Source organism: Rhodococcus cercidiphylli (assembly GCF_033042225.1).
In the GTDB taxonomy this organism is placed as follows: Bacteria; Actinomycetota; Actinomycetes; order Mycobacteriales; family Mycobacteriaceae; genus Rhodococcoides.
The window spans coordinates 81198-104837 of the sequence record NZ_JAWLKE010000001.1; the positions used below are offsets into that span (position 1 = coordinate 81198).

The following is a 23640-nucleotide window of genomic DNA, read 5'->3' on the forward strand; positions in this document are numbered from 1 at the left end:
TCGGTGTGGATCGCACCGCTACCGACGCTCGATTTCCGACGCCGATGTGCGGCGTCGTCAAGAACGATCACCAGGAGAATCTTCGTGGCCCGAACCGCAGAGTCCGTCAACGCCGTCATCAAGGCATACGACGTCCGTGGCGTCGTAGGTGAACAGATCGACGAGGCGTTCGTGCGTGACGTCGGTGCATCGTTCGCGCGACTGGTTCGCGACGAGGTAGGGGCCGCGCGCTCGGTCGTCATCGGCCACGACATGCGTGATTCCTCGCCCGCACTGTCACGGGCGTTCGCCGACGGCGTCACCGCTCAGGGCCTCGACGTGGTGCACATCGGGCTGGCGTCGACGGACCAGCTCTACTTCGCCTCCGGCATGCTCGATTGCCCGGGAGCGATGTTCACCGCCAGTCACAATCCGGCGAAGTACAACGGGATCAAGCTCTGCCGCGCCGGTGCCAAGCCGGTGGGCCAGGACACCGGCCTGGCCACGGTCAAAGCCGAATTGGTGGACGGGGTACCGGAGTTCGACGGGCCGTCCGGAACAGCGACATCGCGAGATGTGCTCGACGAATACGCGCAGTTCGTCCGAGACCTGGTCGATCTGTCGGGAATCGGATCCATGAAGATCGCCGTCGACGCCGGAAACGGAATGGGCGGTCACACGGTGCCCGCGGTGTTCGGGCCGTTGCCGGTGACGATCGAGCCGCTGTTCTTCGAGCTCGACGGCAGCTTTCCCAATCACGAGGCCAATCCGCTCGATCCGGCGAACCTGGTGGATCTGCAGCGTTTCGTCGTCGAGACCGGTGCCGACATCGGACTCGCCTTCGACGGCGACGCGGATCGGTGCTTCGTCGTCGACGAGAAGGGCGACCCGGTCTCGCCGTCCGCAGTCACCTGCCTGGTGGCCGAGCGGGAACTGGCCAAGGAACCGGGCGCGGTGGTCATCCACAATCTGATCACCTCACGCGCGGTTCCGGAATTGGTCACCGAGCTCGGTGGCACACCGGTTCGTACCCGAGTGGGGCACTCCTTCATCAAGCAGCAGATGGCCGACACCGGGGCGATCTTCGGCGGTGAGCACTCCGCGCACTACTACTTCCGTGACTTCTGGGGTGCAGACTCCGGCATGCTCGCCGCGCTGCACGTTCTCGCCGCACTCGGAGCACAGGACCGTCCGCTGTCGGAAATGATGGCCAGCTACGAGACCTACAGTGCATCGGGCGAGATCAACTCGACCGTCGACGACGCCGCCGAACGCACCGAGGCGGTCCTGGCGGCATTCGCCGATCGGACTGCCGGCATCGACCGACTCGATGGGGTGACGGTCGATCTGGCCGACGGTGCCTGGTTCAACCTCCGAGCCTCGAACACCGAACCGCTGCTCCGGCTGAACGTCGAAGCACGCACCGGAGCGGACGTCGATGCGCTTTCGACAGAGATATTGAGCATCGTTCGCGCCGGACTGGAATAGTGGTTACCGAGGGTTCATGAGTGGGTATACAGCGGTTTCGCGCAGGGTGACGTAAGGGGAGGTGTCGCAGCCATGACGGCAGTGTCGTCTCTGGTCGATCTCGACGATTCGGATGCTCTCATCGCAGCCGATCGTGAGGGCTCCTTGCGCAGCGCAGCGCTGGCGGGCGCGCAGGTGCGCGCCGTCGCGACCGCGGTCGACGAGTCGGTCCTGGAGCGGTTGGCCGATCTGCGTCCCCGAAGCGTGGTGATCGTGACCGGCGACGGGCGGAGCAGCCGGGCGGCGTCACTGCTCGTCGCCGCGCTCGGTGATCGCCTGGGGGTGCCCCTGGTCCGAAGCACCGGAACCCCGCCGTGGATCGGCCCTCTCGACGTGGTGGTGGTGGCGGGCGACGACGCCGGGGATCCGCGACTGGCCGAGTCGGTGGACGCGGCAGCCCGGCGTGGGGCCGAAGTCGTCGTGGTCGCCCCGGAGGAGGGGCCGTTGCGCGCCGTCCGGGGAGCCAGAGTCATGTGGCTTCCGCCGCGAATCGCAGTCCGTGACCACAATGCTCTGATGCGCTACCTCGCGGCCTTCGTGGCCGTACTCGGGGCGGTTGCCGGCGGATCATGGAAGACGTTGCTGCCCAATTTGTCTCGACTTGCGGACCTGCTCGACGCGGAAGCGGTACGAAACAGCCCGTCCAACGAGATGTTCCACAATCCGGCCAAGGCCCTCGCCAGTGGGTTGAACGGTCGGCGGGTGGTGCTGACCGGGGCCAGTCCCGCCGCAGTCGAGGTGGCTCGGCACGGCAGCGAGGTGCTGCTGCGGGTGGCGGGTGTCGTCGTCGGTGCGGGGGAGTTGGGCGACGTCATTGCCGCGTCCATCCGGGCGTCGGTTGTCGAATCGTCGCGCACACCACAGACATTCGACTCGTTCTTTCACGACGAGCAGCTCGACGGGCCGCCACCGGCGCTGCCGATGCGCGTCGTCGTGGTGGCCTCGGACGCCGATCGGGCGATGACCGAACGACGAATTGCCGGTGTTCCGGAATCGGAGTTGTTGCTCGCCGATTCGAGTGAAGCGCTGTTCGGCGGCGACCGCGCGAGATCCGAATTCGACAACCCCGCACCGGCACCGGATCCGGATAGACTCTCGGTGCTCGACACGATGTCCGTGTTGGCGACGCGGTTGGACACCACTGCCGCGTATCTGCTGTTGATGGGCGGTAGCTAGTGCAGCTCTTGCGAGGCGCGGTTCGGTCCTACGCATGGGGTTCGCGAACAGCACTGGCTCGAATTCAAGGCCGACCGGTGCCGTCCGATCATCCCGAGGCCGAGATCTGGCTCGGAGCTCATCCGGCCGACTCCGCGCACGTGGTGCACGAGGGCGGCAGTACGCCACTGCTCACGCTGATCGACGGAGATCCGGGCACTCACCTGGGCGGCTCCGCGCAACATTTCGAGTCACGCCTGCCGTATCTGCTGAAACTGCTTGCCGCAGAAGAGCCGTTGTCTCTGCAGGCGCATCCCAGCAGCGCTCAGGCCCGTGAAGGCTTCGCTCGCGAGAACGCCGCGGGTGTCCCCATCGATTCACCGGTACGGAACTACCGGGATCCGAACCACAAGCCCGAACTGATCGTCGCACTCACGGAGTTCGAGGCGTTGGCGGGTTTCCGGCGGCCCACCGACACCGTCGAACTGCTCGACGCGTTGGCCGTCCCCGCCTTGGGCGGGTATCGAACCCTGCTGGCCGCTCAGCCCGATGCTTCCGGGCTGCGCACGGTGTTCACCTCGTGGATCACGTTGCCCGGGCAGGCATTGGACGACATCCTGCCTGCGGTCGCCCAGGGGTGCATCGACTATCTTTCCGGTCCTGCACGCTCGGACGGTGGACGATTCGCCGCCGAGGCCAGAACTCTGCTCGAGCTCGGGGAGTCGTATCCCGGTGACGCCGGAGTGCTCGCGGCGCTGCTGCTCAATCGGGTGACATTGACTCCTGGCCAGGGCCTGTACCTCGACGCCGGAAACCTGCACGCGTATCTGCGCGGGACGGGTGTGGAGATCATGGCGAACTCCGACAACGTGCTGCGCGGCGGACTGACACCCAAGCATGTCGATGTCCCGGAACTGCTGCGCGTGTTGGATTTCGAGCCGGCCGATCTTTCGCCCATCACCCCGGGTGCCGACGATCGACCGACCTACATGTATTCCACGCCTGCACCCGAATTCGCGCTGAGCCGGACTGCGGTGGCGGCGGGGGAGACGGTCGCCGTGCCCGGCTCCGGCCCGAGAATCCTGCTGTGTACGAGTGGCACCGTCGTGGCCGCCACGAAGGGCACCCAGTTCGGGCTGACGGTGCCGCAGGGCAGCTCCGCCTGGATACCCGCTGCAGACGAATCCGTCACCGTGACCGCCGAGTCGGGCGAGGCCGAGGTGTTCGTGGCCTCCGTCGGACGCGTGTAGATCGGGCAATTCGGTCATCGTTGCGCCGCTTGCGGTTTCGGACTGCGTAATTGTGCGAACGGTCCGCCCGGAGGCTATAGTCTGATGCCACAGTGAATCGAAGTGACGGATGAGTTCGGTGATCCGTCGACAGATGTGAAGTGGCGATACGGAGACCCGATGACCAGAGCAGACCGGCCCGCGAAGACCCCACGCACGACGGGTTGGTTCCGGACCAAATCGATCGAGCAGTCGATCCAGGACACCGACGAACCGGACACCAAGCTCCGGAAAGAACTCGGATCCTGGGATCTGACCGTGTTCGGTGTTGCCGTCGCCGTCGGTGCCGGCATCTTCACCCTGACCGCGCGGACCGCCGGAAACGTTGCGGGACCGGCAGTGTCGTTGGCCTTCGTGCTCGCGGCCATCGCCTGCGGCCTCGCGGCGCTGTGTTACGCGGAGTTCGCGTCGACGGTGCCCGTGGCCGGAAGCGCGTACACGTTCTCGTACGCGGCGTTCGGTGAGTTCATCGCCTGGATCATCGGATGGGATCTCATCCTCGAGTTCGGCCTCGCAGCCGCGGTGGTGGCGAAGGCGTGGTCGCTCTATCTGGGCGATCTGCTCGGTACGGCCGCTCCGGTGCTCGAGATCGGTTCACTGAACTTCGATTGGGGTGCACTGCTGATCGTGGTGGTCCTGACGGTGCTCATCGCATCGGGCACCAAGTTGTCCTCGCGGGTGTCGCTGGTCATCACCGCGATCAAGGTGATCGTCGTGCTGTTCGTCGTCGTACTCGGAGCCTTCTACATCAAGGTCGCCAACTACGACCCCTACATTCCGCCGTCGGAACCGGGATCCACGGGCGAGGGACTGCATCAATCTCTGCTCTCGTACGTCACCGGCGCGGGAGGCAGCACATTTGGTTGGTACGGACTGCTGGCCGCGGCGTCCCTGGTGTTCTTCGCCTTCATCGGATTCGACGTGGTGGCGACGACCGCCGAAGAGACCAAGGAACCGCAGAAGGCACTTCCCCGCGGAATCCTCGGGTCGCTCGCGATCGTCACCGTGCTGTACGTGGCCGTCACTCTGGTTCTGACCGGGATGGTCAAGTACACGGATCTGGCCGGTGACAGTTCCACGCTGGCGACCGCATTCGAGCTCAACGGACTGACTTGGGCCAAGAACATCATCTCGTTCGGCGCACTCGCCGGTCTGACGACCGTGGTGATGGTGTTGATGCTCGGGCAGACCCGGGTGCTGTTCGCGATGTCGCGAGACGGACTGGTGCCGCGTGCATTGGCACACACCGGAAAGAAGGGCACGCCGGTCCGAACGACGATTCTGGTCGGTGTCATCGTCGGCCTGCTCGCCGCTTTCGTTCCGCTCGGCACGCTGGAGGAGATGGTGAACATCGGCACGCTGTTCGCGTTCGTGCTGGTCTCTGCCGGGGTTCTGGTACTACGCCGAACTCGACCCGACCTCGAGCGTGGTTTCCGCGTTCCCTGGGTTCCCCTGGTGCCGATCCTCGCGGTCCTCGCGTGCCTGTGGTTGATGCTGAACCTGTCGGTCGAAACATGGCTGCGCTTCCTGGTCTGGATGGCTGCCGGTGTCGTCATCTACGTCGTGTACAGCAGGCGGCACTCGGTGATGGGACTGCGGGAAGCCGAGAAGGCTCGTACCGACAGGTCGGGGAACTGACCCCGGCATCGGCGACGCGGATGCACCGACTCGCGTTCCGACCAGGAACTTTCCGCTCAATTTAGATAGCGTCACATCAAACCGCTGGAATGTTATACCCTCGAAAACAGACTTGGAGGACTCAAAAAGTTCGATGAGAGGGTGTTGCAACAGTGAGTGTGGACGGCCGAATTCCTTCGTTGGAGGGTTCGGGTGTCGCTTTCGGGGGGCGGGATTCGAAGGCCAGTGAGCGGTCGGTTCGCTGGCAGGACAACAAACGATATCTATGGATGCTGGGGCTGCTGGCCCCGGCGTCGGCATTGCTGCCGTCGCAGTTGGTCTACTGGACGGGCATGCCGCTGTTCTGGTGGAGCGGCGTGCTGGTGTTCTTCGTGATCATTCCGGTGATCGACGTGATCGCAGGCGAGGACGGGCACAATCCGGATGCTTCGGCCAGTGAAAAGCTGCAGAACGACCGGTACTACCGGTGGTGTACGTACCTCTTCCTGCCCGTTCAGTTCGTCGGGCTCTTCGTCGCCTGCTGGATGTGGGCGTACGGCGATCTGAGCGTGGTGGACAAGATCGGCCTCGCGGTCACAGTCGGTCTGGTGGCAGGTACCGGCATCAACGCGGCCCACGAACTGGGCCACCGCATCGAGCAGCACGAGCGGTGGCTGGCCAAGATCGCCCTGTCTCAGACGCTGTACGGGCACTTCTTCGTCGAACACAATCGCGGACACCACGTTCGAGTGGCGACGCCCGACGACCCCGCGAGCGCACGACTGGGCGAGAGCGTGTGGAGCTTCGTACCGCGCAGCACGATTCTGGGCCTCGGCTCCGCATGGAAGCTCGAGTCGCAGCGACTTCGGCGCAAAGGCCGCTCGGTCGCAAGCCCGACCAATGCCCTGCTGCACACGTGGCTGCTCAGTCTGGTGCTGTTCGGCGCGCTGTTGATCGTGTTCGGCTGGTCCATCGCGCCGTACCTGCTGTTGCAGGCCGTCGTCGGATTCGTGCTGCTCGAGATGGTGAACTACGTGGAGCACTACGCCCTGCTCCGGGAAACCAACGATCGCGGCAGATACGTTCGGTGCTCGCCCCGCCACAGCTGGAACAGCGACAGGATCTGCACCAACATATTTCTGTACCACTTGCAGCGACACAGTGACCACCACGCCAATCCGGGCAAGCGCTACCAGACCCTGCTCTCCTGCGACGAGGCTCCGCAGCTCCCTGCCGGCTACGCCTCGATGGTGATGCTCGCCGCAATTCCGCCGCTGTGGCGTCGGGTCATGGATCCGCGGGTACTGGCGCACTACCAGGGAGATATCACCCGAGCGAACATTCTGCCCCGCAAACGGGCTCGAATCCTGGCGCGAGCCGGACGAAACGGATAGCGCGGGTTCTCGACAATCGGTCGCAGGCGACAGGCTCCACCTCTGCACTTCCGGGCAGTCGGAGCCCGAAGCGTGCGGACCCGATAGCCTGGACGGCAGACACTCAGTCAACAGGAGAGGCAAGATGACGACCTCAGTTACGTCAGGATCGGCACTCACCGTGGAACACCGCGGTGGAATCGACTTCAAGGTCGCGGACCTGTCCCTCGCGGAATTCGGCCGCAAGGAAATTCGGCTCGCCGAGCACGAGATGCCCGGTCTGATCGCGCTGCGTCGCGAATACGCCGACGTACAGCCGCTCAAGGGAGCGCGAGTTTCGGGATCGCTGCACATGACCGTGCAGACCGCGGTGCTGATCGAGACGTTGGTTGCGCTCGGAGCCGAGGTGCGGTGGGCGTCGTGCAACATCTTCTCCACCCAGGATCATGCAGCAGCGGCCGTCGTCGTCGGCCCGTACGGCACCGTCGAGGAGCCCAAGGGCGTCCCGGTGTTCGCGTGGAAGGGCGAGAGCCTCGAAGAGTACTGGTGGGCGGCGGAGCAGATGCTCACCTGGCCCGATCAGCCCGCCAACATGATTCTCGACGACGGCGGCGACGCCACGATGCTGGTACTGCGCGGCGCGCAGTTCGAGAAGGCAGGCGTGGTTCCGCCGACCGACGACGATCACGATTCGGACGAGTACAAGGTGTTCCTCGGCCTGCTGCGTCGTTCGCTCGAGGCATCGAAGTCCAAGTGGACCGAGGTTGCCGCGTCCGTGCAGGGCGTCACCGAGGAGACCACCACCGGCGTGCTGCGGCTGTACCAGTTCGCAGCTGCAGGTGAGCTCACGTTCCCCGCCATCAACGTCAACGACTCCGTCACCAAGAGCAAGTTCGACAACAAGTACGGCACCCGCCACTCGCTGATCGACGGCATCAACCGCGGCACCGACGTCCTCATCGGTGGCAAGGCCGTTCTGGTCTGTGGCTACGGCGACGTGGGCAAGGGCTGCGCCGAGGCGCTCAAGGGCCAGGGTGCACGTGTGACCGTCACCGAGGCCGACCCGATCAACGCCCTGCAGGCGCTCATGGACGGCTTCGACGTGCGCACGGTCGAGGAGTTCATCGAGCAGGCCGACATCGTGATCACCTCGACGGGCAACCTGTCGATCATCACGTTCGAGCACATGCGCAAGATGAAGCACCAGGCCATCCTGGGCAACATCGGCCACTTCGACAACGAGATCGACATGGCCGGTCTGGAGAAGGCCCCCGATGTCACGCGGATCAACATCAAGCCGCAGGTCGACGAGTACCAGTTCAAGGACGGGCACTCGATCATCGTGCTGTCCGAGGGCCGTCTGCTCAATCTCGGCAACGCCACGGGCCACCCGTCGTTCGTCATGAGCAACAGCTTCTCCAACCAGGTCATCGCTCAGATCGAACTGTGGACCAAGCCGGACGAGTACGACAACGAGGTCTACCGCCTGCCCAAGCACTTGGACGAGAAGGTCGCGCGCATCCACGTCGAAGCGCTCGGTGGCTCGATCACCAAGCTCACCAAGGAGCAGGCCGAGTACATCGGCGTCGACGTCGAGGGCCCGTACAAGCCCGAGCACTACCGCTACTGACCGCACCGTCAGTGGGAAAACTGTTCGTCATCGAAGGAGTCGACGGAGCGGGCAAGAACACGCTCGCCCGTCGGCTCGTTTCGGCGTGGCAACGTGAGGGCCTGTCGGTCGAGCGCATCGGGTTTCCCCGGTACGGCCGGTCGGTGCACGCCGATCTGGCGGCCGAGGCGTTGCACGGCGAGCACGGTGACACCGCGGGCAGCGTGCACGCGATGGCTCTGATGTTCGCGCTCGATCGCCGGGACGCGGGCGACGAGATCCGAAAGTTGCTCTCGGACAACGACATCGTTCTCCTCGATCGGTACGTGGCATCCAATGCCGCCTACACCGCGGCTCGGCTGGAGCAGTCCGTGGACGGTGAGGCCGTCGAATGGATCAGGTCGCTCGAATTCGATCGATTCGCAGTGCCCGTTCCCGATGTCCAGATTCTCCTCGACGTCCCGGTGGCGCTCGCCGCCGAGCGTGCGGCGGCCCGTGAGAGTGCGGACGTCGCTCGAACCCGGGACGCCTACGAGAGGGACGGCTCACTGCAGAGCCGAACCTCGGCTGCGTACGGCAGGCTCGCGGCCTCGCACTGGGTGTCACCGTGGCGAGTCGTCACCGCCGACGTCGATCCCGATCGACTCGCCGCCGACATGTTCAATCAGCCATCAGGCGTTCGGAAAGTGACACCATAGGACCATGAAGCCTCGGATTCTGGTTGTGGACGACGATTCGGCTCTGGCGGAGATGCTTACCATCGTGTTGCGCGGTGAGGGATTCGAGCCTTTCGTGGTCGGCGACGGTACCCAAGCACTGGCGGCCGTGCGCGAGAACCGGCCGGATCTGGTGCTGCTGGATCTGATGCTTCCCGGCATGAACGGCATCGACGTCTGCCGCGTCCTGCGTGCCGACTCGGGCGTGCCGATCGTCATGCTGACGGCCAAGACCGACACCGTCGATGTCGTACTGGGTCTCGAGTCCGGTGCGGACGACTACATCATGAAGCCCTTCAAGCCGAAGGAACTGGTCGCTCGTGTTCGTGCGCGCTTGCGCAGGACCGAGGACGAACCCGCCGAACTGCTGTCCATCGCGGACATCGTCATCGACGTGCCCGCCCACAAGGTCAGTCGCGGCGACGAACTCGTCTCCCTCACCCCGCTCGAATTCGATCTGCTGGTCGCACTGGCGCGCAAGCCACGTCAGGTGTTCACCCGAGAGGTGTTGCTCGAACAGGTCTGGGGCTACCGCCACGCGGCCGACACCCGGCTGGTCAACGTGCACGTGCAGCGTCTGCGCGCCAAGGTCGAGAAGGATCCGGAGAACCCCGAGGTGGTGTTGACCGTGAGGGGGGTCGGCTACAAGGCCGGACCGCCGTGATCCGTCTTTCCCATTCTCGGCGGCGAATCAACGGCAAGTTCTCTCCCGTACTGCGTTGGTTTCGTTCGCTGAGTACGTCGCTGGGCCATGCCTGGCGTCGATCACTGCAGCTGCGCGTCGTCGTGTCGACGCTGACGCTGTCCCTGGTGGTCATCCTCATCCTCGGGGTGGTGTTGACCTCTCAGATCACCGACCGACTACTCGAAGCGAAGCTGTCCGCCGCCACCGAGGAACTCGACCGTTCGCGGACCACCGTCGAGGGCAACCTCGCCGGGGCCGACGATTCGAGCGGGCTCGCAACGCGCCTCGAACGAGCCAGGGCGGCGCTGACCAATCAGGACCTGGACGCCGCGTCGACCACCGGGTCGGCGGGATCGTTCGATCCGGTCCTGATCGTGGAAGGCGACGCCACCCGCGCGGAGGCCTCGGTGGGCCCGGTCGATCAGATCCCGAACAGCCTGCGCGACTTCGTCAAGAAGGGCCTGATCAGTTCGCAGTACGCGACGGTGACCGACAGCGACGGCGGGTACTCCGGCTCGGCGCTGATCATGGGATCGCCCACCGGATCCGACATCTCGGCCCTGCAGCTCTATCTCATCTTTCCGTTGGCCAGCGAGGATCGCACGCTCTCGCTCGTACGCGGCACGTTGTTCATCGGCGCAGTGGTGCTGCTGGTGCTGCTCGCGGCGATTGCGATGCTCGTCGCACGTCAGGTGGTTCTGCCCATTCGTTCGGCGTCGAGGATCGCGGTGCGGTTCGCCGACGGCAGGCTCAAGGAGCGCATGCCGGTCCGCGGCGAGGACGACATGGCCAGACTCGCGATGTCGTTCAACGAGATGGCCGAGAGTCTCTCGAAACAGATCACCCAGCTCGAGGAATTCGGCAACCTCCAGCGCCGATTCACCTCCGACGTCAGCCACGAACTGCGCACCCCGCTGACCACCGTCCGGATGGCTGCAGACCTCATCCACGACGCCAGCGACGACCTGGAGCCTGCACTCAAGCGATCCTCGGAGCTGCTGGTCAACGAGCTCGACCGGTTCGAAACCCTGCTCGGTGACCTGCTCGAGATCAGCCGCCACGACGCGGGCGTGGCCGAGCTGGCCGCCGAACAGCTCGACCTGCGGATGTGCGCCCGGGCGGCAGTATCGACCGTGCGGCACCTGGCGCGCGAGACCGGCACCGAAGTGATCGTCGACATGCCCGAGACGGCAGTCATCGCCGAGGTCGACCCCCGACGGGTGGAACGGATTCTGCGCAATCTGCTGGCCAACGCACTCGACCACGGCGAAGGCAAGCCGGTCCTGCTGCGGCTGCGCTCGGATGCCGACGCGGCAGCATTCGTCGTGCGTGATCAGGGAGTCGGTCTGCGACCAGGCGAAGAGAAGCTGGTGTTCAACCGGTTCTGGCGCTCGGATCCCTCCCGCGTTCGACGATCCGGAGGCACCGGCCTGGGGCTGGCGATCAGCGTCGAGGACGCCCGCTTGCACGACGGTAAGCTCGAGGCGTGGGGAGCACTGGGCGAAGGCGCATGCTTCCGACTCACTCTGCCGCTCGTGCGCGGGCACAAGGTGATCGGATCCCCACTGCCCCTCAAACCCAGCACCAAGAAGTTCGCACAAGGACAACCGATTCCCGCGATCACCGCAGCCAAGACAGCCACGTCGGAGCCCGCGACGTGATCTTCTCGTGCCGTCGCACCCGAGTGCTGGCGATGTGCGCGCTCGTTGTCGCCCTCGTGAGCGGATGCGCCAGCCTTCCAGAGTCGTCCAGCCCCCAGGCCATCGGCACCCTGACCGCAGGTGCCGTGCCCACCAGCGCCCCGGCCCCCGAGCCGGGACGCGAGCCCGACCGCCTGCTGGACGACTTCTTCGAGGCCAGCGCCGTCTCTGCCAACAGACACCAGGCCGCCCGGCAGTTTCTCACCGAGGAGGCGTCGGGAACCTGGGACGACGGCGCACGGACGGTCGTGGCGGATCGGATCGACACCCTGTCCGGTCCACGAACCGCAGACACCGCGCAGTTCACGATCCGCTCGGCGACGGCCGGGATGCTGGCCTCGGGCGGCGAGTACCAGGCAGGATCGGACACCTTCGACGCCGCGATCGAGATGGCACGGGTGGACGGTCAGTGGCGGATCTCGAAACTGCCGCCCGGTGTCGTCATCGATCGGTCCGCTTTTCTGAACACCTACCAGCAGCGATCGCTCTACTTCGTCGACCCGCTCGGTGGCGTACTCGTGCCAGATGTGCGGTGGACCAGCGGATCGCAGGACCAGCTCGCCAACCAACTCGTGCAGCTGCTCATCGACGGCCCCAAGTCCGCGCTGTCGGCCGCGGTGAGCAACGAACTGTCCGACGACGTGAGTATCCGCGGACCCATCACCAAGGCCGATGGCCAGACCTCACAGGTGGGGGTGGGACTCGGTGGAATCAGGATCGACTTCGGCGGCCTGCAGAACAAGGGTGATCGCGACCGCGAACTGCTTGCTGCGCAGGTGATCTGGACCCTCGCCTCGGCCGAGGTCGCCGGACCCTACGTGCTGCTCGCCGACGGTCAACCGATCGACACGACCAAGCCCGACGGGTGGACGACCGCAGGTGTCGACTCCTTCGATCCGCTGGGCAGTACCGGCGACGGTGTCGGACTGCACGCACTCGCGTCCGGCCAATTGCTTCGCGTCGACGAGGCGGAGACCACTCCCGCTCCCGGGTACTTCGGGCAGGCCCGCAATCTGCGCTCGGTGGCCCTGTCCAACGACGGCACGCTCGTGGCAGGAGTCGCGGACACCGGACGGCCCGCCCCTGCGCCGTCGAGCACGCTCATGGTCGGCAGCTACGACGGCGGCGCGTTTCCCGTGGCCGAGGGGCAATCGATGACCCGGCCCACCTGGGGAGCCGACGACAACGCGGCCTGGGCGGTGATCGACGGCACCAACGTCATCCGGGCCGCCCGCGATCCTTCCACCGGCCAGGTGTCGGTGATACCCGTCGAGGCCACTGCCGTCACGACACTCGGCAACCGGATCACCGAACTGCGACTGGCCCGAGACGGAGTGCGAGCGGCGCTCATCGTCGACGGCGTCGTGTACGTGGCGACGGTGGTGCGCGAGCCCTCTGGTGTGTACTCCCTCACCGAGCCGAGGGCCGTGGCCATCGGACTCGGTAGCGACGCCACGAGTTTGGACTGGAGTACCGGCGACACCATCGTGATCGCGCGGGTCGCCACCGACACACCGGTGGTCCAGGTGAGCGTCGACGGATCCCGGATGGATCCGTTGCCGTCACGCAACCTGACCACTCCGGTGTTGGCGGTCGATGCCTCGCCGGAAACGGAGTACGTGGCCGATGCACGGGCCGTGTTCGCTCTCAACAATTCCGATCCGGTCGGCGACCGGTACTGGCGTGAGGTCACCGGTCTGGCCGGAGTGAAAGCTGTGCCGATTCTGCCCGGCTGACGTCGGTCGCAGATGTCTGTCGGTGGGCCGGGGCAGACTCCGCATCCATGCGGACGCTCCTCGATCTGGTTCTGCCCCTCGAGTGCGCCGGGTGCGGTGTGCCGGGGGAGCACTGGTGCGGAGGGTGTTCTCTGGCCCTGTTCGTTCCGCCCGTCGCCGTTCGGCCACGAGTCGATCCCGGTGTGCCCTGCTGGTCCTTGGGTACGTACAGCGGGCCGCGCCGCAGTGGTGTGATCGCACTAAAAGAGCGAGGTCGGCGGTCGGTGGCCCGGCCTTTCGGGCGAGCGCTCGCCGAGGCCGTCGGACATCTACGCGACGCGGGTGAGATCGATCCACCGGAGCTGAGTTCGCTGATTCTGATCTGCGCACCCTCTCGGGCTCGTGCGGCGCGGGCTCGTGGGGGCGATCCCGTTCTGCGATGCGCTCGAGTCGCTGCCGAACAGTTGGCACCGGAGCGTGTGCTCGTTCCCGAGTTGCTCCGCATGACCGGTGGAGTACGTGATTCGGTGGGACTGTCGGCGGGCCAGCGGCAGCACAACGTGGCAGGGCGGGTCGAGGCCGTCGGGGTGGCTCGTTCGCGCGCCGACGCACGTGCGACGCCTTCGGCGGACTTCACCGTTCTGCTGATCGACGACGTCGTCACCACCGGTGCCACGTTGGCCGAATCGGCAAGAGTGCTAACCGATTTCGGAGTGCCGGTGGCCGGAGCGCTGGTGGTGGCGAGTGCGTGACGGCGGAGTGGAAGGACACGCCGACAACCAATTCGGGGTGAACGGTGGCACACGAGTCGATGACCGACTAACGTCGCGGACACGCACCGACTGGACCAGATGTGAGGTGATGCCCCGGACTTTGATGCCGGAAGGTTCCCCATTCGGCATGAACACTTGCCACGTCCAACAGTGGGCGTGGCCGATATCGGGAGGTACGCGTGACGACCCCTTCACAAGCCTCGGTTTTCTTCGACGAGAAGCCCTCTGAAGAACCCGCCAAGAGCAATGCGGACGTCGTGGTCAAGGGCCGCAACGTCGAGATACCGGATCATTTCCGGATATACGTCTCCGAGAAACTGGCTCGCCTCGAGCGCTTCGATCCCTCCATCTACCTGTTCGACGTCGAACTGCAGCACGAACGAAATCGCCGCCAGGCCAAGGCATGTCAACGCGTGGAGATCACCGCGAAGGGCAAGGGTCCGGTCGTTCGAGCCGAAGCGTGCGCCGACAGTTTCTATGCCGCACTCGAAGCGGTGACGTCGAAACTCGAGAGCAGACTCCGGCGCACCAAGGACCGTCGCAAAGTTCACTACGGCGAGAAGCGGCCCGTGTCCGTCGCCGAGGCCACTGCCGAACTCGCCGAGGACGACACGCTGGCACTCGACCCCGAGACGAAACTCGACTCCTTCGAGGACGACCAGAGCGGCCCGGGGCACATCGTGCGGACGAAGACCCACTCGGCCGCACCGATGAGCGTCGACGACGCACTGTACGAAATGGAACTCGTGGGCCACGATTTCTTCCTGTTCCACGACAGCGCAACCGATCGCCCCTCGGTCGTGTACCGACGGCACGCCTTCGATTACGGCTTGATCAGACTCACCTGACCGGACCGATCGGGACGGTTCGACACGTTCGCCGTCCGTGAAATCTTTTCACCGCTGCAGGCTCGACGCCGGAGACTCGATCCCCACGTCGAGCCTGCAGTGCTGTGTCGGTGTTGTCCGAATGGCCGACCGGCGATCTCCGACGACCGATAGTCGGGCTGCCGGGTTCACAGCGACACCGCCTACCATGGACGCGTTCGGGTTACCCGCCGCGCAGATGTCGTGGTGACGAACCCGTGAGCTCGTGCAGTATGCAGTGTTGTTCGTACCAGTACCCGTGAACCGAGGATCGAGGACGAGAAAGCCCGTGCCGTCGCTGTCGTTTTCCAAGCTGCTCCGTGTCGGTGAAGGTCGCATGGTCAAGCGGCTCAAGAGCATCGCCGACCACGTCTCGACCCTGTCTCCGGACGTCGAGAGCCTCTCCGACGACGAACTGCGCGGCAAGACCGCGGAGTTCAAGGAGCGGTACTCCGCCGGCGAGACCCTGGATCAGCTCCTGCCCGAGGCCTTCGCCGTGGCCCGTGAGGCGTCCTGGAGAGTGCTGTCGCAGCGGCACTTCGACGTACAGGTCATGGGCGGTGCCGCTCTGCACTTCGGCAACATCGCCGAGATGAAGACCGGTGAGGGCAAGACACTGACGTGTGTTCTCCCGGCTTACCTCAATGCCATCTCCGGCGAGGGTGTGCACGTGGTGACGGTCAACGACTACCTCGCCAAGCGCGACTCGGAGTGGATGGGCCGCGTGCACCGCTTCCTCGGTCTCTCGGTCGACGTGATCCTCTCCGGCATGACCCCGGTGGAACGCCGCGCCGCGTACGCCGCGGACATCACCTACGGCACCAACAACGAGTTCGGTTTCGACTACCTGCGCGACAACATGACGCACTCGCTCGACGACCTCGTGCAGCGCGGACACAACTTCGCGGTCGTCGACGAGGTCGACTCCATCCTCATCGACGAGGCCCGTACACCGCTGATCATCTCGGGACCGGCCGATGCGTCGAGCAAGTGGTACGGCGAGTTCGCCCGCATCGCGCCGATGCTCAAGGTCGACACCCACTACGAGGTCGACATCCGCAAGCGGACCATCGGTGTACACGAGGCAGGCGTCGAACTGGTCGAGGATCAGCTCGGCATCGACAATCTGTACGAGGCCGCCAACTCACCACTGGTGAACTACCTCAACAACGCGATCAAGGCCAAAGAGCTCTACACCAAGGACAAGGACTACATCGTCCGCGACGGCGAGGTCATCATCGTCGACGAGTTCACCGGCCGCATCCTGGTGGGACGCCGCTACAACGAGGGCATGCACCAGGCGATCGAGGCCAAGGAGAAGGTGGAGATCAAGGCCGAGAACCAGACTCTGGCCACGATCACACTGCAGAACTACTTCCGCCTCTACGACAAGCTCTCCGGCATGACCGGTACCGCCGAGACGGAGGCCGCCGAGCTCCATCAGATCTACGGACTCGGCGTCATTCCGATTCCGACGAACCGTCCGATGGTCCGAGTGGACAACGGCGACCTGATCTACAAGACCGAAGAGGCCAAGTTCGACGCGGTCGTCGACGACGTAGTCGAGCGGCACGGCAAGGGCCAGCCGGTCCTCATCGGCACGACGAGCGTCGAGCGCTCGGAGTACCTGTCGAAGCAGTTCACCAAGCGCGGCGTCGCACACAACGTGTTGAACGCGAAGTTCCACGAGCAGGAAGCGACGATCATCGCCGAGGCGGGCCGGCAGGGCGCGGTGACCGTGGCGACCAACATGGCCGGTCGTGGTACCGACGTCGTGCTCGGCGGCAACCCGGACATCCTCGCCGACCTGCAGCTCCGGAAGCAGGGCTTGGACCCGGTCGAGACCCCCGAGGAATACGAGGCTGCCTGGGAGCCAGCGCTGGAAGAGGTCAAGGCGCAGGTCAAGGCCGATGCCGATACCGTGCGCGAGGCCGGTGGCCTGTATGTCCTCGGTACCGAACGGCACGATTCGCGCCGCATCGACAACCAGTTGCGAGGCCGCTCCGGTCGTCAGGGTGACCCCGGCGAATCGCGTTTCTACCTCTCTCTCGGCGACGAGTTGATGCGTCGATTCAACGGCGGCGCACTCGAATCGATCATGACTCGGCTCAACCTGCCCGACGACGTCCCGATCGAAGCCAAGATGGTGTCCAAGGCCATCAAGAGTGCTCAGACGCAGGTGGAGCAGCAGAACTTCGAGATCCGCAAGAACGTTCTCAAGTACGACGAGGTGATGAACCAGCAGCGCACCGTCATTTACGAGGAGCGCCGCCGCATCCTCGAAGGTGCGGACATGGAGGGCCAGGTCGAGGGCATGATCACCGACGTGATCACCGCCTACGTCGACGGCGCCACCGTCGAGGGCTATGTGGAGGACTGGGATCTGGAACAGCTCTGGACCGCGCTGAAGACTCTCTACCCGGTGGGAATCGACCACAAGGTCCTCTCCGGCGAGAACGAGGACGGCGAGAAGGGCGACCTGACCCGCGACGAATTGCGTGAGGCGCTGCTCGAGGACGCGCGATCGGCGTACGCCAAGCGCGAGGCCGAGATCGACGGTATCGCCGGCGAGAACGGAATGCGCGAACTCGAGCGTCGAGTTCTGCTGTCGGTTCTCGACCGCAAGTGGCGCGAGCATCTCTACGAGATGGACTACCTCAAGGAAGGCATCGGCCTGCGCGCGATGGCGCAGCGCGACCCGCTGGTCGAATACCAGCGTGAGGGCTACGACATGTTCCAGGGCATGCTCGACGGCCTGAAGGAGGAGTCGGTCGGCTTCCTGTTCAACCTGCAGGTCGAAGCCACACCGGCTCCGGCAGGTCCGGCAGCCTCGGCAGGTCTCGCAGTGGCTCCTGGACTGTCCTCTCCGGTGGGCTCCGGCCGCCCGGCAGCAACACCCGCCGCAGCACCTGCACCGACGGCACCTGCACCCACGGCTCCCGCACCCACCGCTCCTGCACCTGCTGCTCCTGCGGTGCCCTCGGCGCTGCGGGCGAAGGGTCTCGACGAGCAGGAAGACCAGAGACTGACCTTCTCCGGTCCGGCAGAGGGCGGCGGCACTGCCGTTCGTCGATCCGGGCCGACCCCGACCGGCAGCGAGTCCGCGGCCGAGGGCACCCGCCGCGAGCGTCGCGAGGCGGCGAGAACTCAGAGCAAGGCCCCCAAGAAGGCAGCTCGCTCCAAGCGAAAGAGGTAGTACACGACGGTCGCGTCGCCTCGGGGCGACGCGACCCTCACCCCACTCGCAACGACGTGACCGTCCACCCGGGCCGGCGCGGGTCGATGGCGAGCTCGATTCGGCCTGCGAAGGCGAACATACGTGGGCCGCGAGTGTACGAGCCGAAGATCTCCGCCGAGACATCCGACTGATACGCCACATGCACTCGACGCACTGCGGCGAATCCGAGTCGCCTTCCTGGCGGTGGGTTTCGCACTATGGTCCGCACCAGGTCGATCATCGAGGCGGTGAACAACGGCGACAGCTGGTCTGCGCTGCGTCGTCGATCGATCACCTCGATCATCATGCGCATCGCCCGGTCGGCACTCGAGCGCGCATCGGCGGGCACCGTCGGCCGGCCGGGAGGCTCGATGCGCCGTCGAGAACGGTTGCTGCGCACGGAGGGTCGGTGTCGGGCGGGCGGCGAATCGGTGATCGCCGCTGGATCCCACGTGTGCACGGCACCGGAGCTGAGCGGCGGCTCGAACGGAGCGGCACGCGAGAGAAAGCAATGATGTTCGGCGCGGAGTTGCGGGCCCGGGGCCGAGGTGTCCGCGATGTGCGGCGGGTCGTTCGATTCGATGACGCTCACACCGACATTGACGGTCCGAGCGCGCGTTCGGTTCCCGTCGAAACCCGGGAACAACACGCGACACGGTCCTCGAACGACCCCGAGACCGACATTCGTCCGCCACGTACTCTAGGTTCGAGCACACTGCGCGCTCGGCCACAGGAATCGGCGCGTACTTCACGCAAGGACGGGGACTGGAACACGCGATGGCGACCAGGCTGACAGCGCAGGATGCGTCGTTCTATTTTCTCGAGGCCAGTAGCAGCCCGATGCACCTCGGGTCGCTCGCCATCTTCCGGACTCCGCGCAGTGGATTCAGCTACGACCGTCTGCTGTCGTTGGTCGAGCAACGCCTGGCATTGGTTCCCCGGTACCGGCAGAAGGTGCGTGAGGTCGCCTTCGGGCTGGCCAGGCCGGTGTGGGTCGACGACGCGGATTTCGACATCACCTACCACATCCGCCGTTCGGCACTACCCAAGCCGGGTTCGGACGATCAGCTGCACGATCTGATCGCGCGGCTGACCTCGCGCCCACTCGATCGCACCCGTCCGCTGTGGGAGATGTACCTGGTCGAGGGGTTGTCGAAGAATCGTTTCGCCGTCTTCACCAAGTCTCACTCGGCGCTGGTCGACGGTGAACACGCGCTCGACATCGGTCAGGTCATTCTCGATGCCAGCAAGAATCCGCCGCCGATGGCCGAGGAACTCTGGATGCCCGCGCGCGAGCCGAAGGATTCGGCGTTGGTCATCGATGCTCTCACCGACTTGGTGGTACGTCCGGGGGAGAGCGTCGAGGCACTGCGCGGCGCGGTCCACGGCGCTGCCGGTGTCGCGGGTGGAGCCTTGCGGGCCGCAGCGAAGGTCGCGGCCGTGCTGCGCACCGCGACCCAGAGCGCGCCGTCGAGTCCGCTGAACGCCCCGATCTCGCGAAACCGCAGATTCGCGGTGGCCAAGACCGAGCTCGCCGACTACCGCAGAGTGCACAACAGGTTCGGCTGCTCGATCAACGACGTGGTGCTCGCTGTCGTCACCGGGGCACTGCGCAATTGGTTGCTCTCTCGAGGCGAGCCCGTCACTGCGTCCTCCACGGTGCGGGCCATGGTGCCCATGTCGGTGTACGTCTCGGCCGATCGGGTCGGTTTCGGAGACGCGGCCGATCGGCCGGTCGAGGCGGCCGAGGAAGATCGCAGCGAGGTCTCGTCGTTTCTCGTCGACCTGCCCGTCGGTGAATCCAATGCCGTGGTGCGGCTCTCGCACATTGCGCACGCCACCGAGGCCCACTCCAAGCAGAGTCGCGGCGTCACCGCTCAGACATTGATGCGCATCTCCGGATTCGCGCCTGCGAGCCTGCACGCGATGGGCGCGCGAGCGGGTAGTCGGCTGTCCCAGCGGGTGTTCAATCTGATCGTCACCAATGCCCCCGGACCACAGTTCCCGCTGTATGTGGGCGGTGCGCGCATGCTCGAGATGTATCCGGTGTCGCCGCTGTTCGAGAACCAGGCGATGAGCATCGGGCTGACGTCCTACGACGGCTACGTGTTCTTCGGGCTCAATGCAGATCGAGGTGCCATGCCCGATGTGGACGTCGTCACGGCGCTTCTGCACGAGGCGCTGGAAGAGTTGGTCGACGCGAGTAACGAATCGAGAGTGTGAGGTCTTCTGTCATGCGTGTCTACGTTCCGGCGACGCTGGAGTTCTTGAAAGTGCTGTCGGCGGAGGGCGAGTTCAGCCCGGTCTCGCGCACGGCCTTCGCGGTGACACCGACACTGCGTGAGGCCTATTCGTCCGGCGACGACGAGGAGCTCTCCGAGGTGGCGATGGGGGAGGCCGCCCGGGCCTCGCTGCGTTTGATCGCCGCAGCAGTCGACGACGAGACCGACACCGGAACAGTCGCCGAAGGGGTGGTGTACCGGAGGGCGGTGATCGCGGCCGATGTCGACGATCCCACTCTGCGTCCCGATCTGGACGACGCCGTAGTCCGGCTGAAAGAGCCGTTGCGGATGGATCAGGTCGCGTCGGTCCACGTCGATCTCGAAGGGGCCGAGTCGGCGGTCGCCAAGGCCGTCGCCGCGGTCGATGCTGCGGACATGGGAGACGAGGATGCGGAGTTCGTGCTGGGAGATGCCGAGGATCACACGCTCGCGTGGTACGCCCCGCAAGAGTTGTCGTTTCTGCTCGAACTGCTGTGATTCCGTCGTGTTCGTTCGCACACGATTCACACCGACACAGGTGTTCCCGAACCCGAACCTACGGTAGCGTAACCTCGATGACCGCAAGCGGTTCAGTATCTCGATCGAGGGGATGGAACACCCGATGGATCTGAAGAAGTGGCTGGAGGCTCCGGCGGCCGGAGTATCGGCCCCCAAGCGTCCGAGACTGAACATGGTGCGTGGTGCTTTCACCCGCATCACCACCCCCTTGTTGCCCGACGACTACCTTCATCTCGCGAACCCTCTGTGGTCGGCACGCGAACTCCGCGGCCGCATCGTGCGAGTGGAGAAGGAGACCGCCACGGCGGTGACCCTGGTGATTCAGCCGGGTTGGGGCTTCAATTTCGACTACCGGCCCGGCCAGTACATCGGGATCGGGTTGCACCTCGGCGGGCGATGGCACTGGCGTTCGTACTCGTTGACCTCCCCGCCGAACTGGGAGGACAAGCTGATCTCCATCACCGTCAAGGCGATGCCGGAAGGCTTCCTCTCCTCGCATCTGGTCGGCGGTGTGCCGCAGGGGACCATCGTTCGGCTGGCCGCCCCGAAGGGCAATTTCGCGCTGCCCGTGCCGCCGCCGAACAAGATCCTGTTCGTCACGGCCGGTAGCGGCATCACCCCGATCATCTCGATGCTGCGGGCCTTGGATCGCCACGGCGACATGCCCGACACCGTGCACATCCACTCGGCACCGACCGAGGACGAAGTCATGTTCGCGGCCGAGATCGCTGCGCTCGAGAAATCTCATCCGAACTTCACCTCGCATGTGCAGCTGACACGATCGGACGGCAAGTTCGCACTCGCCTCGCTCGACGAGCTCTATCCCGACTGGCGCACGCGCGACACCTGGGCGTGTGGACCGGCAGCACTGCTCGAGGAGATCGAGAAGACCTGGAAGCGAGAAGGAATCGAGGACCGGCTTCATCTGGAGCGGTTCGAGATCTCGCGCGCCGATACCTCCGGTGCCGGCGGCACCGTCACGTTCTCCAAGTCGGACAAGAAGACCACTGTCGACGGCGCGACCAGTCTGCTCGAAGCAGGCGAGAACGTCGGAGTTCAGATGCCGTTCGGCTGCCGGATGGGTATCTGCCAGACATGTGTGGTGCCGTTGACTTCGGGGCATGTCATAGACCTGCGTTCCGGTAAGGAACACAGCGAGGGCGACCGCGTCCAGACGTGCATTTCCGCAGCTGCGGGCGACTGCACATTGGAACTGTAGGTCTGTTTCTCGCACACTGCCTTCTCAGACTGTTCGGTTACGCTTACGTAGGTTGCCCACGTCGAAACCCGATATTTCGGGCACTGCACTCAACTGTTGGAGGACCCGGTGGCCATCACCGACATCAAAGAGTTCGCTCATCTCAGCGAAGCGGACATGGAAGCGTTCGGTCGCGAACTGGATTCGATTCGTCGAGACGTCGAAGACAGCCGTGGCGAGCGCGATGCCGCATACATCCGTCGGACCATCAGACTGCAGAGGTTGCTGGAGCTCGGCGGCCGCGCGGTGCTGCTCGGCAGCAAGTATCGGCCGGCGTGGATCGCCGGCACAGCGATGCTCAGTGTCGCCAAGATCATCGAGAACATGGAGCTCGGTCACAATGTGATGCACGGGCAATGGGACTGGATGAACGATCCGGAGATCCATTCCACCTCGTGGGAGTGGGACCAGACCGGGCCGTCCGAGCAGTGGAAGCGAGCCCACAACTACTCGCACCACACCTACACCAACATCGTCGGCATGGACGACGACATCGGCTTCGGAATTCTGCGCATGACTCGTGACGAGCCGTGGAAGCCGATCAATCTCGTTCAGCCGCTTGCCAACATCGTGCTGGCCACCACCTTCGAGTGGGGCATCGCGCTGCACGATTACGACGCGCAGAAGCAGTTGGACGGCGAGGACCAGAAGGGTCTGCTGAAGTCTCCGGCGAGCCGCGCTTTCGCGCGCAAGATCGCCAAGCAGGTCGGCAAGGATTTCGTCCTGTTCCCGGCACTGTCCGGTCCGGCGTGGAAATCCACGTTGACCGCCAACGCCACGGCCAACCTGGTCCGCAATCTGTGGGCCTACGCGGTGATCTTCTGCGGTCACTTCCCCGATGGCGCCGAGAAGTTCACGATCGGGCAGTTCGAGACCGAGACACGCCCCGAGTGGTACCTGCGTCAGATGCTGGGTAGTGCCAATTTCGAGGCCGGTCCGGTCATGGCCTTCATGAGCGGCAACCTCTGCTACCAGATCGAGCACCACATGTTCCCGGATCTGCCGAGCAACAGGTACTCGGAGATCGCCGAGAAGGTGCACGCTCTGTGTGAGAAGTACGATCTGCCGTACACCACAGGATCGCTCGGCAAGCAGTACTTGCTGGCGCTGCGGACCATCCACAAGCTGTCGCTGCCCGACTCGTGGTTGCGCGCCACGTCCGACAACGCTCCCGAGACGTCGTCCGAGCGACGATGGCGGGAGGGCGATTCGCCTACCGTCCACGCGCTCAGAATCGATCCGCTCACCGGGCAGCGTCGAGGTCTGCGTTCGGCAATGCAAGAGGCACGCGTGAGCTTGCGCAACGCCAAGAAGGAAGCCAAGCGTCAGGCCAAGAGCCTGCGTCGCTCGGGTGACCGCGTTCCGTTGTGAATCGTCACAC

The 23640-nt window shown here is 65.0% G+C and carries 18 protein-coding genes; 17 read left to right on the forward strand and 1 reads right to left on the reverse strand.

Annotated elements, in window-relative coordinates; all coding sequences use genetic code 11:
- The first annotated feature begins 84 nt into the window (after positions 1-84).
- The 13 genes from R3P95_RS00405 to secA all read left to right on the forward strand — a co-directional run bounded on the left by R3P95_RS00405 (position 85) and on the right by secA (position 18200).
- A complete protein-coding gene (locus R3P95_RS00405; RefSeq protein ID WP_269593508.1) occupies positions 85-1467 on the forward strand; it encodes a phosphomannomutase/phosphoglucomutase in 1383 nt (460 codons plus the stop codon).
- Positions 1468-1539: 72 nt separating this feature from the next.
- Complete coding sequence (locus R3P95_RS00410; protein ID WP_068045700.1) at positions 1540-2682, forward strand: tobH protein; 1143 nt, start codon at positions 1540-1542, stop codon at positions 2680-2682.
- Positions 2682-3911 carry a mannose-6-phosphate isomerase, class I gene (gene manA, locus R3P95_RS00415; RefSeq protein ID WP_317547108.1) on the forward strand — a complete coding sequence of 410 codons (1230 nt, stop codon included), beginning with the start codon at positions 2682-2684 and terminating at the stop codon, positions 3909-3911. The genes R3P95_RS00410 and manA overlap by 1 nt, the downstream gene beginning before the upstream one ends.
- Positions 3912-4070: 159 nt before the next feature.
- Entirely contained in the window at positions 4071-5588 is a 1518-nt protein-coding gene (locus tag R3P95_RS00420) for an amino acid permease (protein ID WP_269593509.1), read from the forward strand.
- A 269-nt stretch (positions 5589-5857) separates the two neighbouring features.
- The gene (locus tag R3P95_RS00425) at positions 5858-6961 is read left to right on the forward strand and encodes an alkane 1-monooxygenase (protein ID WP_149405447.1); all 1104 of its coding nucleotides are present in this window, start codon (positions 5858-5860) and stop codon (positions 6959-6961) included.
- A 124-nt stretch (positions 6962-7085) separates the two neighbouring features.
- Positions 7086-8570: an adenosylhomocysteinase gene (gene ahcY / locus R3P95_RS00430; RefSeq protein ID WP_149405448.1), complete on the forward strand. Its 1485-nt coding sequence runs from the start codon at positions 7086-7088 to the stop codon at positions 8568-8570.
- 11 nt (positions 8571-8581) lie between these two features.
- Entirely contained in the window at positions 8582-9247 is a 666-nt protein-coding gene (locus tag R3P95_RS00435; RefSeq protein WP_149405449.1) for a dTMP kinase, read from the forward strand.
- Between the two features lie 4 nt (positions 9248-9251).
- Entirely contained in the window at positions 9252-9929 is a 678-nt protein-coding gene (mtrA, locus tag R3P95_RS00440) for an MtrAB system response regulator MtrA (RefSeq protein WP_027496508.1), read from the forward strand.
- On the forward strand, positions 9926-11611 hold the full coding sequence (mtrB, locus tag R3P95_RS00445; RefSeq protein ID WP_149405450.1) for an MtrAB system histidine kinase MtrB: 1686 nt from the start codon (positions 9926-9928) through the stop codon (positions 11609-11611). Before mtrA ends, mtrB begins: the two co-directional genes overlap by 4 nt.
- On the forward strand, positions 11608-13386 hold the full coding sequence (gene lpqB / locus R3P95_RS00450; RefSeq protein WP_394855365.1) for an MtrAB system accessory lipoprotein LpqB: 1779 nt from the start codon (positions 11608-11610) through the stop codon (positions 13384-13386). Before mtrB ends, lpqB begins: the two co-directional genes overlap by 4 nt.
- Positions 13387-13649: 263 nt before the next feature.
- Positions 13650-14117, forward strand: a complete 468-nt coding sequence (locus R3P95_RS00455) for a ComF family protein (protein ID WP_317547109.1) — start codon at positions 13650-13652, stop codon at positions 14115-14117.
- A 200-nt stretch (positions 14118-14317) separates the two neighbouring features.
- Positions 14318-14986: a ribosome hibernation-promoting factor, HPF/YfiA family gene (gene hpf, locus R3P95_RS00460; RefSeq protein WP_149405452.1), complete on the forward strand. Its 669-nt coding sequence runs from the start codon at positions 14318-14320 to the stop codon at positions 14984-14986.
- 307 nt (positions 14987-15293) lie between these two features.
- Complete coding sequence (gene secA / locus R3P95_RS00465) at positions 15294-18200, forward strand: preprotein translocase subunit SecA (RefSeq protein ID WP_149405453.1); 2907 nt, start codon at positions 15294-15296, stop codon at positions 18198-18200.
- Positions 18201-18237: 37 nt separating this feature from the next.
- Here the strand turns inward: secA and R3P95_RS00470 are convergent, their stop codons facing one another.
- Positions 18238-18813, reverse strand: coding sequence for an Rv3235 family protein (locus tag R3P95_RS00470; protein ID WP_283347040.1), 576 nt, complete (start codon positions 18811-18813; stop codon positions 18238-18240).
- A 185-nt stretch (positions 18814-18998) separates the two neighbouring features.
- On the opposite strand from R3P95_RS00470, the gene R3P95_RS00475 reads away from it, so the two are divergent.
- The 4 genes from R3P95_RS00475 (at position 18999) to R3P95_RS00490 (ending at position 23630) form a co-directional block, all read left to right on the forward strand.
- Complete coding sequence (locus R3P95_RS00475; protein WP_317547110.1) at positions 18999-20444, forward strand: WS/DGAT/MGAT family O-acyltransferase; 1446 nt, start codon at positions 18999-19001, stop codon at positions 20442-20444.
- Positions 20445-20455: 11 nt separating this feature from the next.
- A complete protein-coding gene (locus R3P95_RS00480; RefSeq protein WP_068045663.1) occupies positions 20456-20980 on the forward strand; it encodes a DUF6912 family protein in 525 nt (174 codons plus the stop codon).
- Between the two features lie 124 nt (positions 20981-21104).
- Complete coding sequence (locus tag R3P95_RS00485; protein ID WP_094642485.1) at positions 21105-22220, forward strand: ferredoxin reductase; 1116 nt, start codon at positions 21105-21107, stop codon at positions 22218-22220.
- Positions 22221-22328: 108 nt separating this feature from the next.
- The gene (locus tag R3P95_RS00490; RefSeq protein ID WP_149405456.1) at positions 22329-23630 is read left to right on the forward strand and encodes a fatty acid desaturase family protein; all 1302 of its coding nucleotides are present in this window, start codon (positions 22329-22331) and stop codon (positions 23628-23630) included.
- Positions 23631-23640 lie beyond the last annotated feature (10 nt).

Excerpts from the sequence above, each read along its gene's own strand:
- R3P95_RS00485 (WP_094642485.1), top strand. The coding sequence starts at position 21,105 with ATGGATCTGAAGAAGTGGCTGGAGGCTCCGGCGGCCGGAGTATCGGCC.
- mtrA (WP_027496508.1), top strand. The coding sequence starts at position 9,252 with ATGAAGCCTCGGATTCTGGTTGTGGACGACGATTCGGCTCTGGCGGAG.
- R3P95_RS00475 (WP_317547110.1), top strand. The coding sequence starts at position 18,999 with ATGGCGACCAGGCTGACAGCGCAGGATGCGTCGTTCTATTTTCTCGAG.
- R3P95_RS00480 (WP_068045663.1), top strand. The coding sequence starts at position 20,456 with ATGCGTGTCTACGTTCCGGCGACGCTGGAGTTCTTGAAAGTGCTGTCG.
- R3P95_RS00420 (WP_269593509.1), top strand. The coding sequence starts at position 4,071 with ATGACCAGAGCAGACCGGCCCGCGAAGACCCCACGCACGACGGGTTGG.
- R3P95_RS00410 (WP_068045700.1), top strand. The coding sequence starts at position 1,540 with ATGACGGCAGTGTCGTCTCTGGTCGATCTCGACGATTCGGATGCTCTC.
- ahcY (WP_149405448.1), top strand. The coding sequence starts at position 7,086 with ATGACGACCTCAGTTACGTCAGGATCGGCACTCACCGTGGAACACCGC.
- R3P95_RS00425 (WP_149405447.1), top strand. The coding sequence starts at position 5,858 with ATGCTGGGGCTGCTGGCCCCGGCGTCGGCATTGCTGCCGTCGCAGTTG.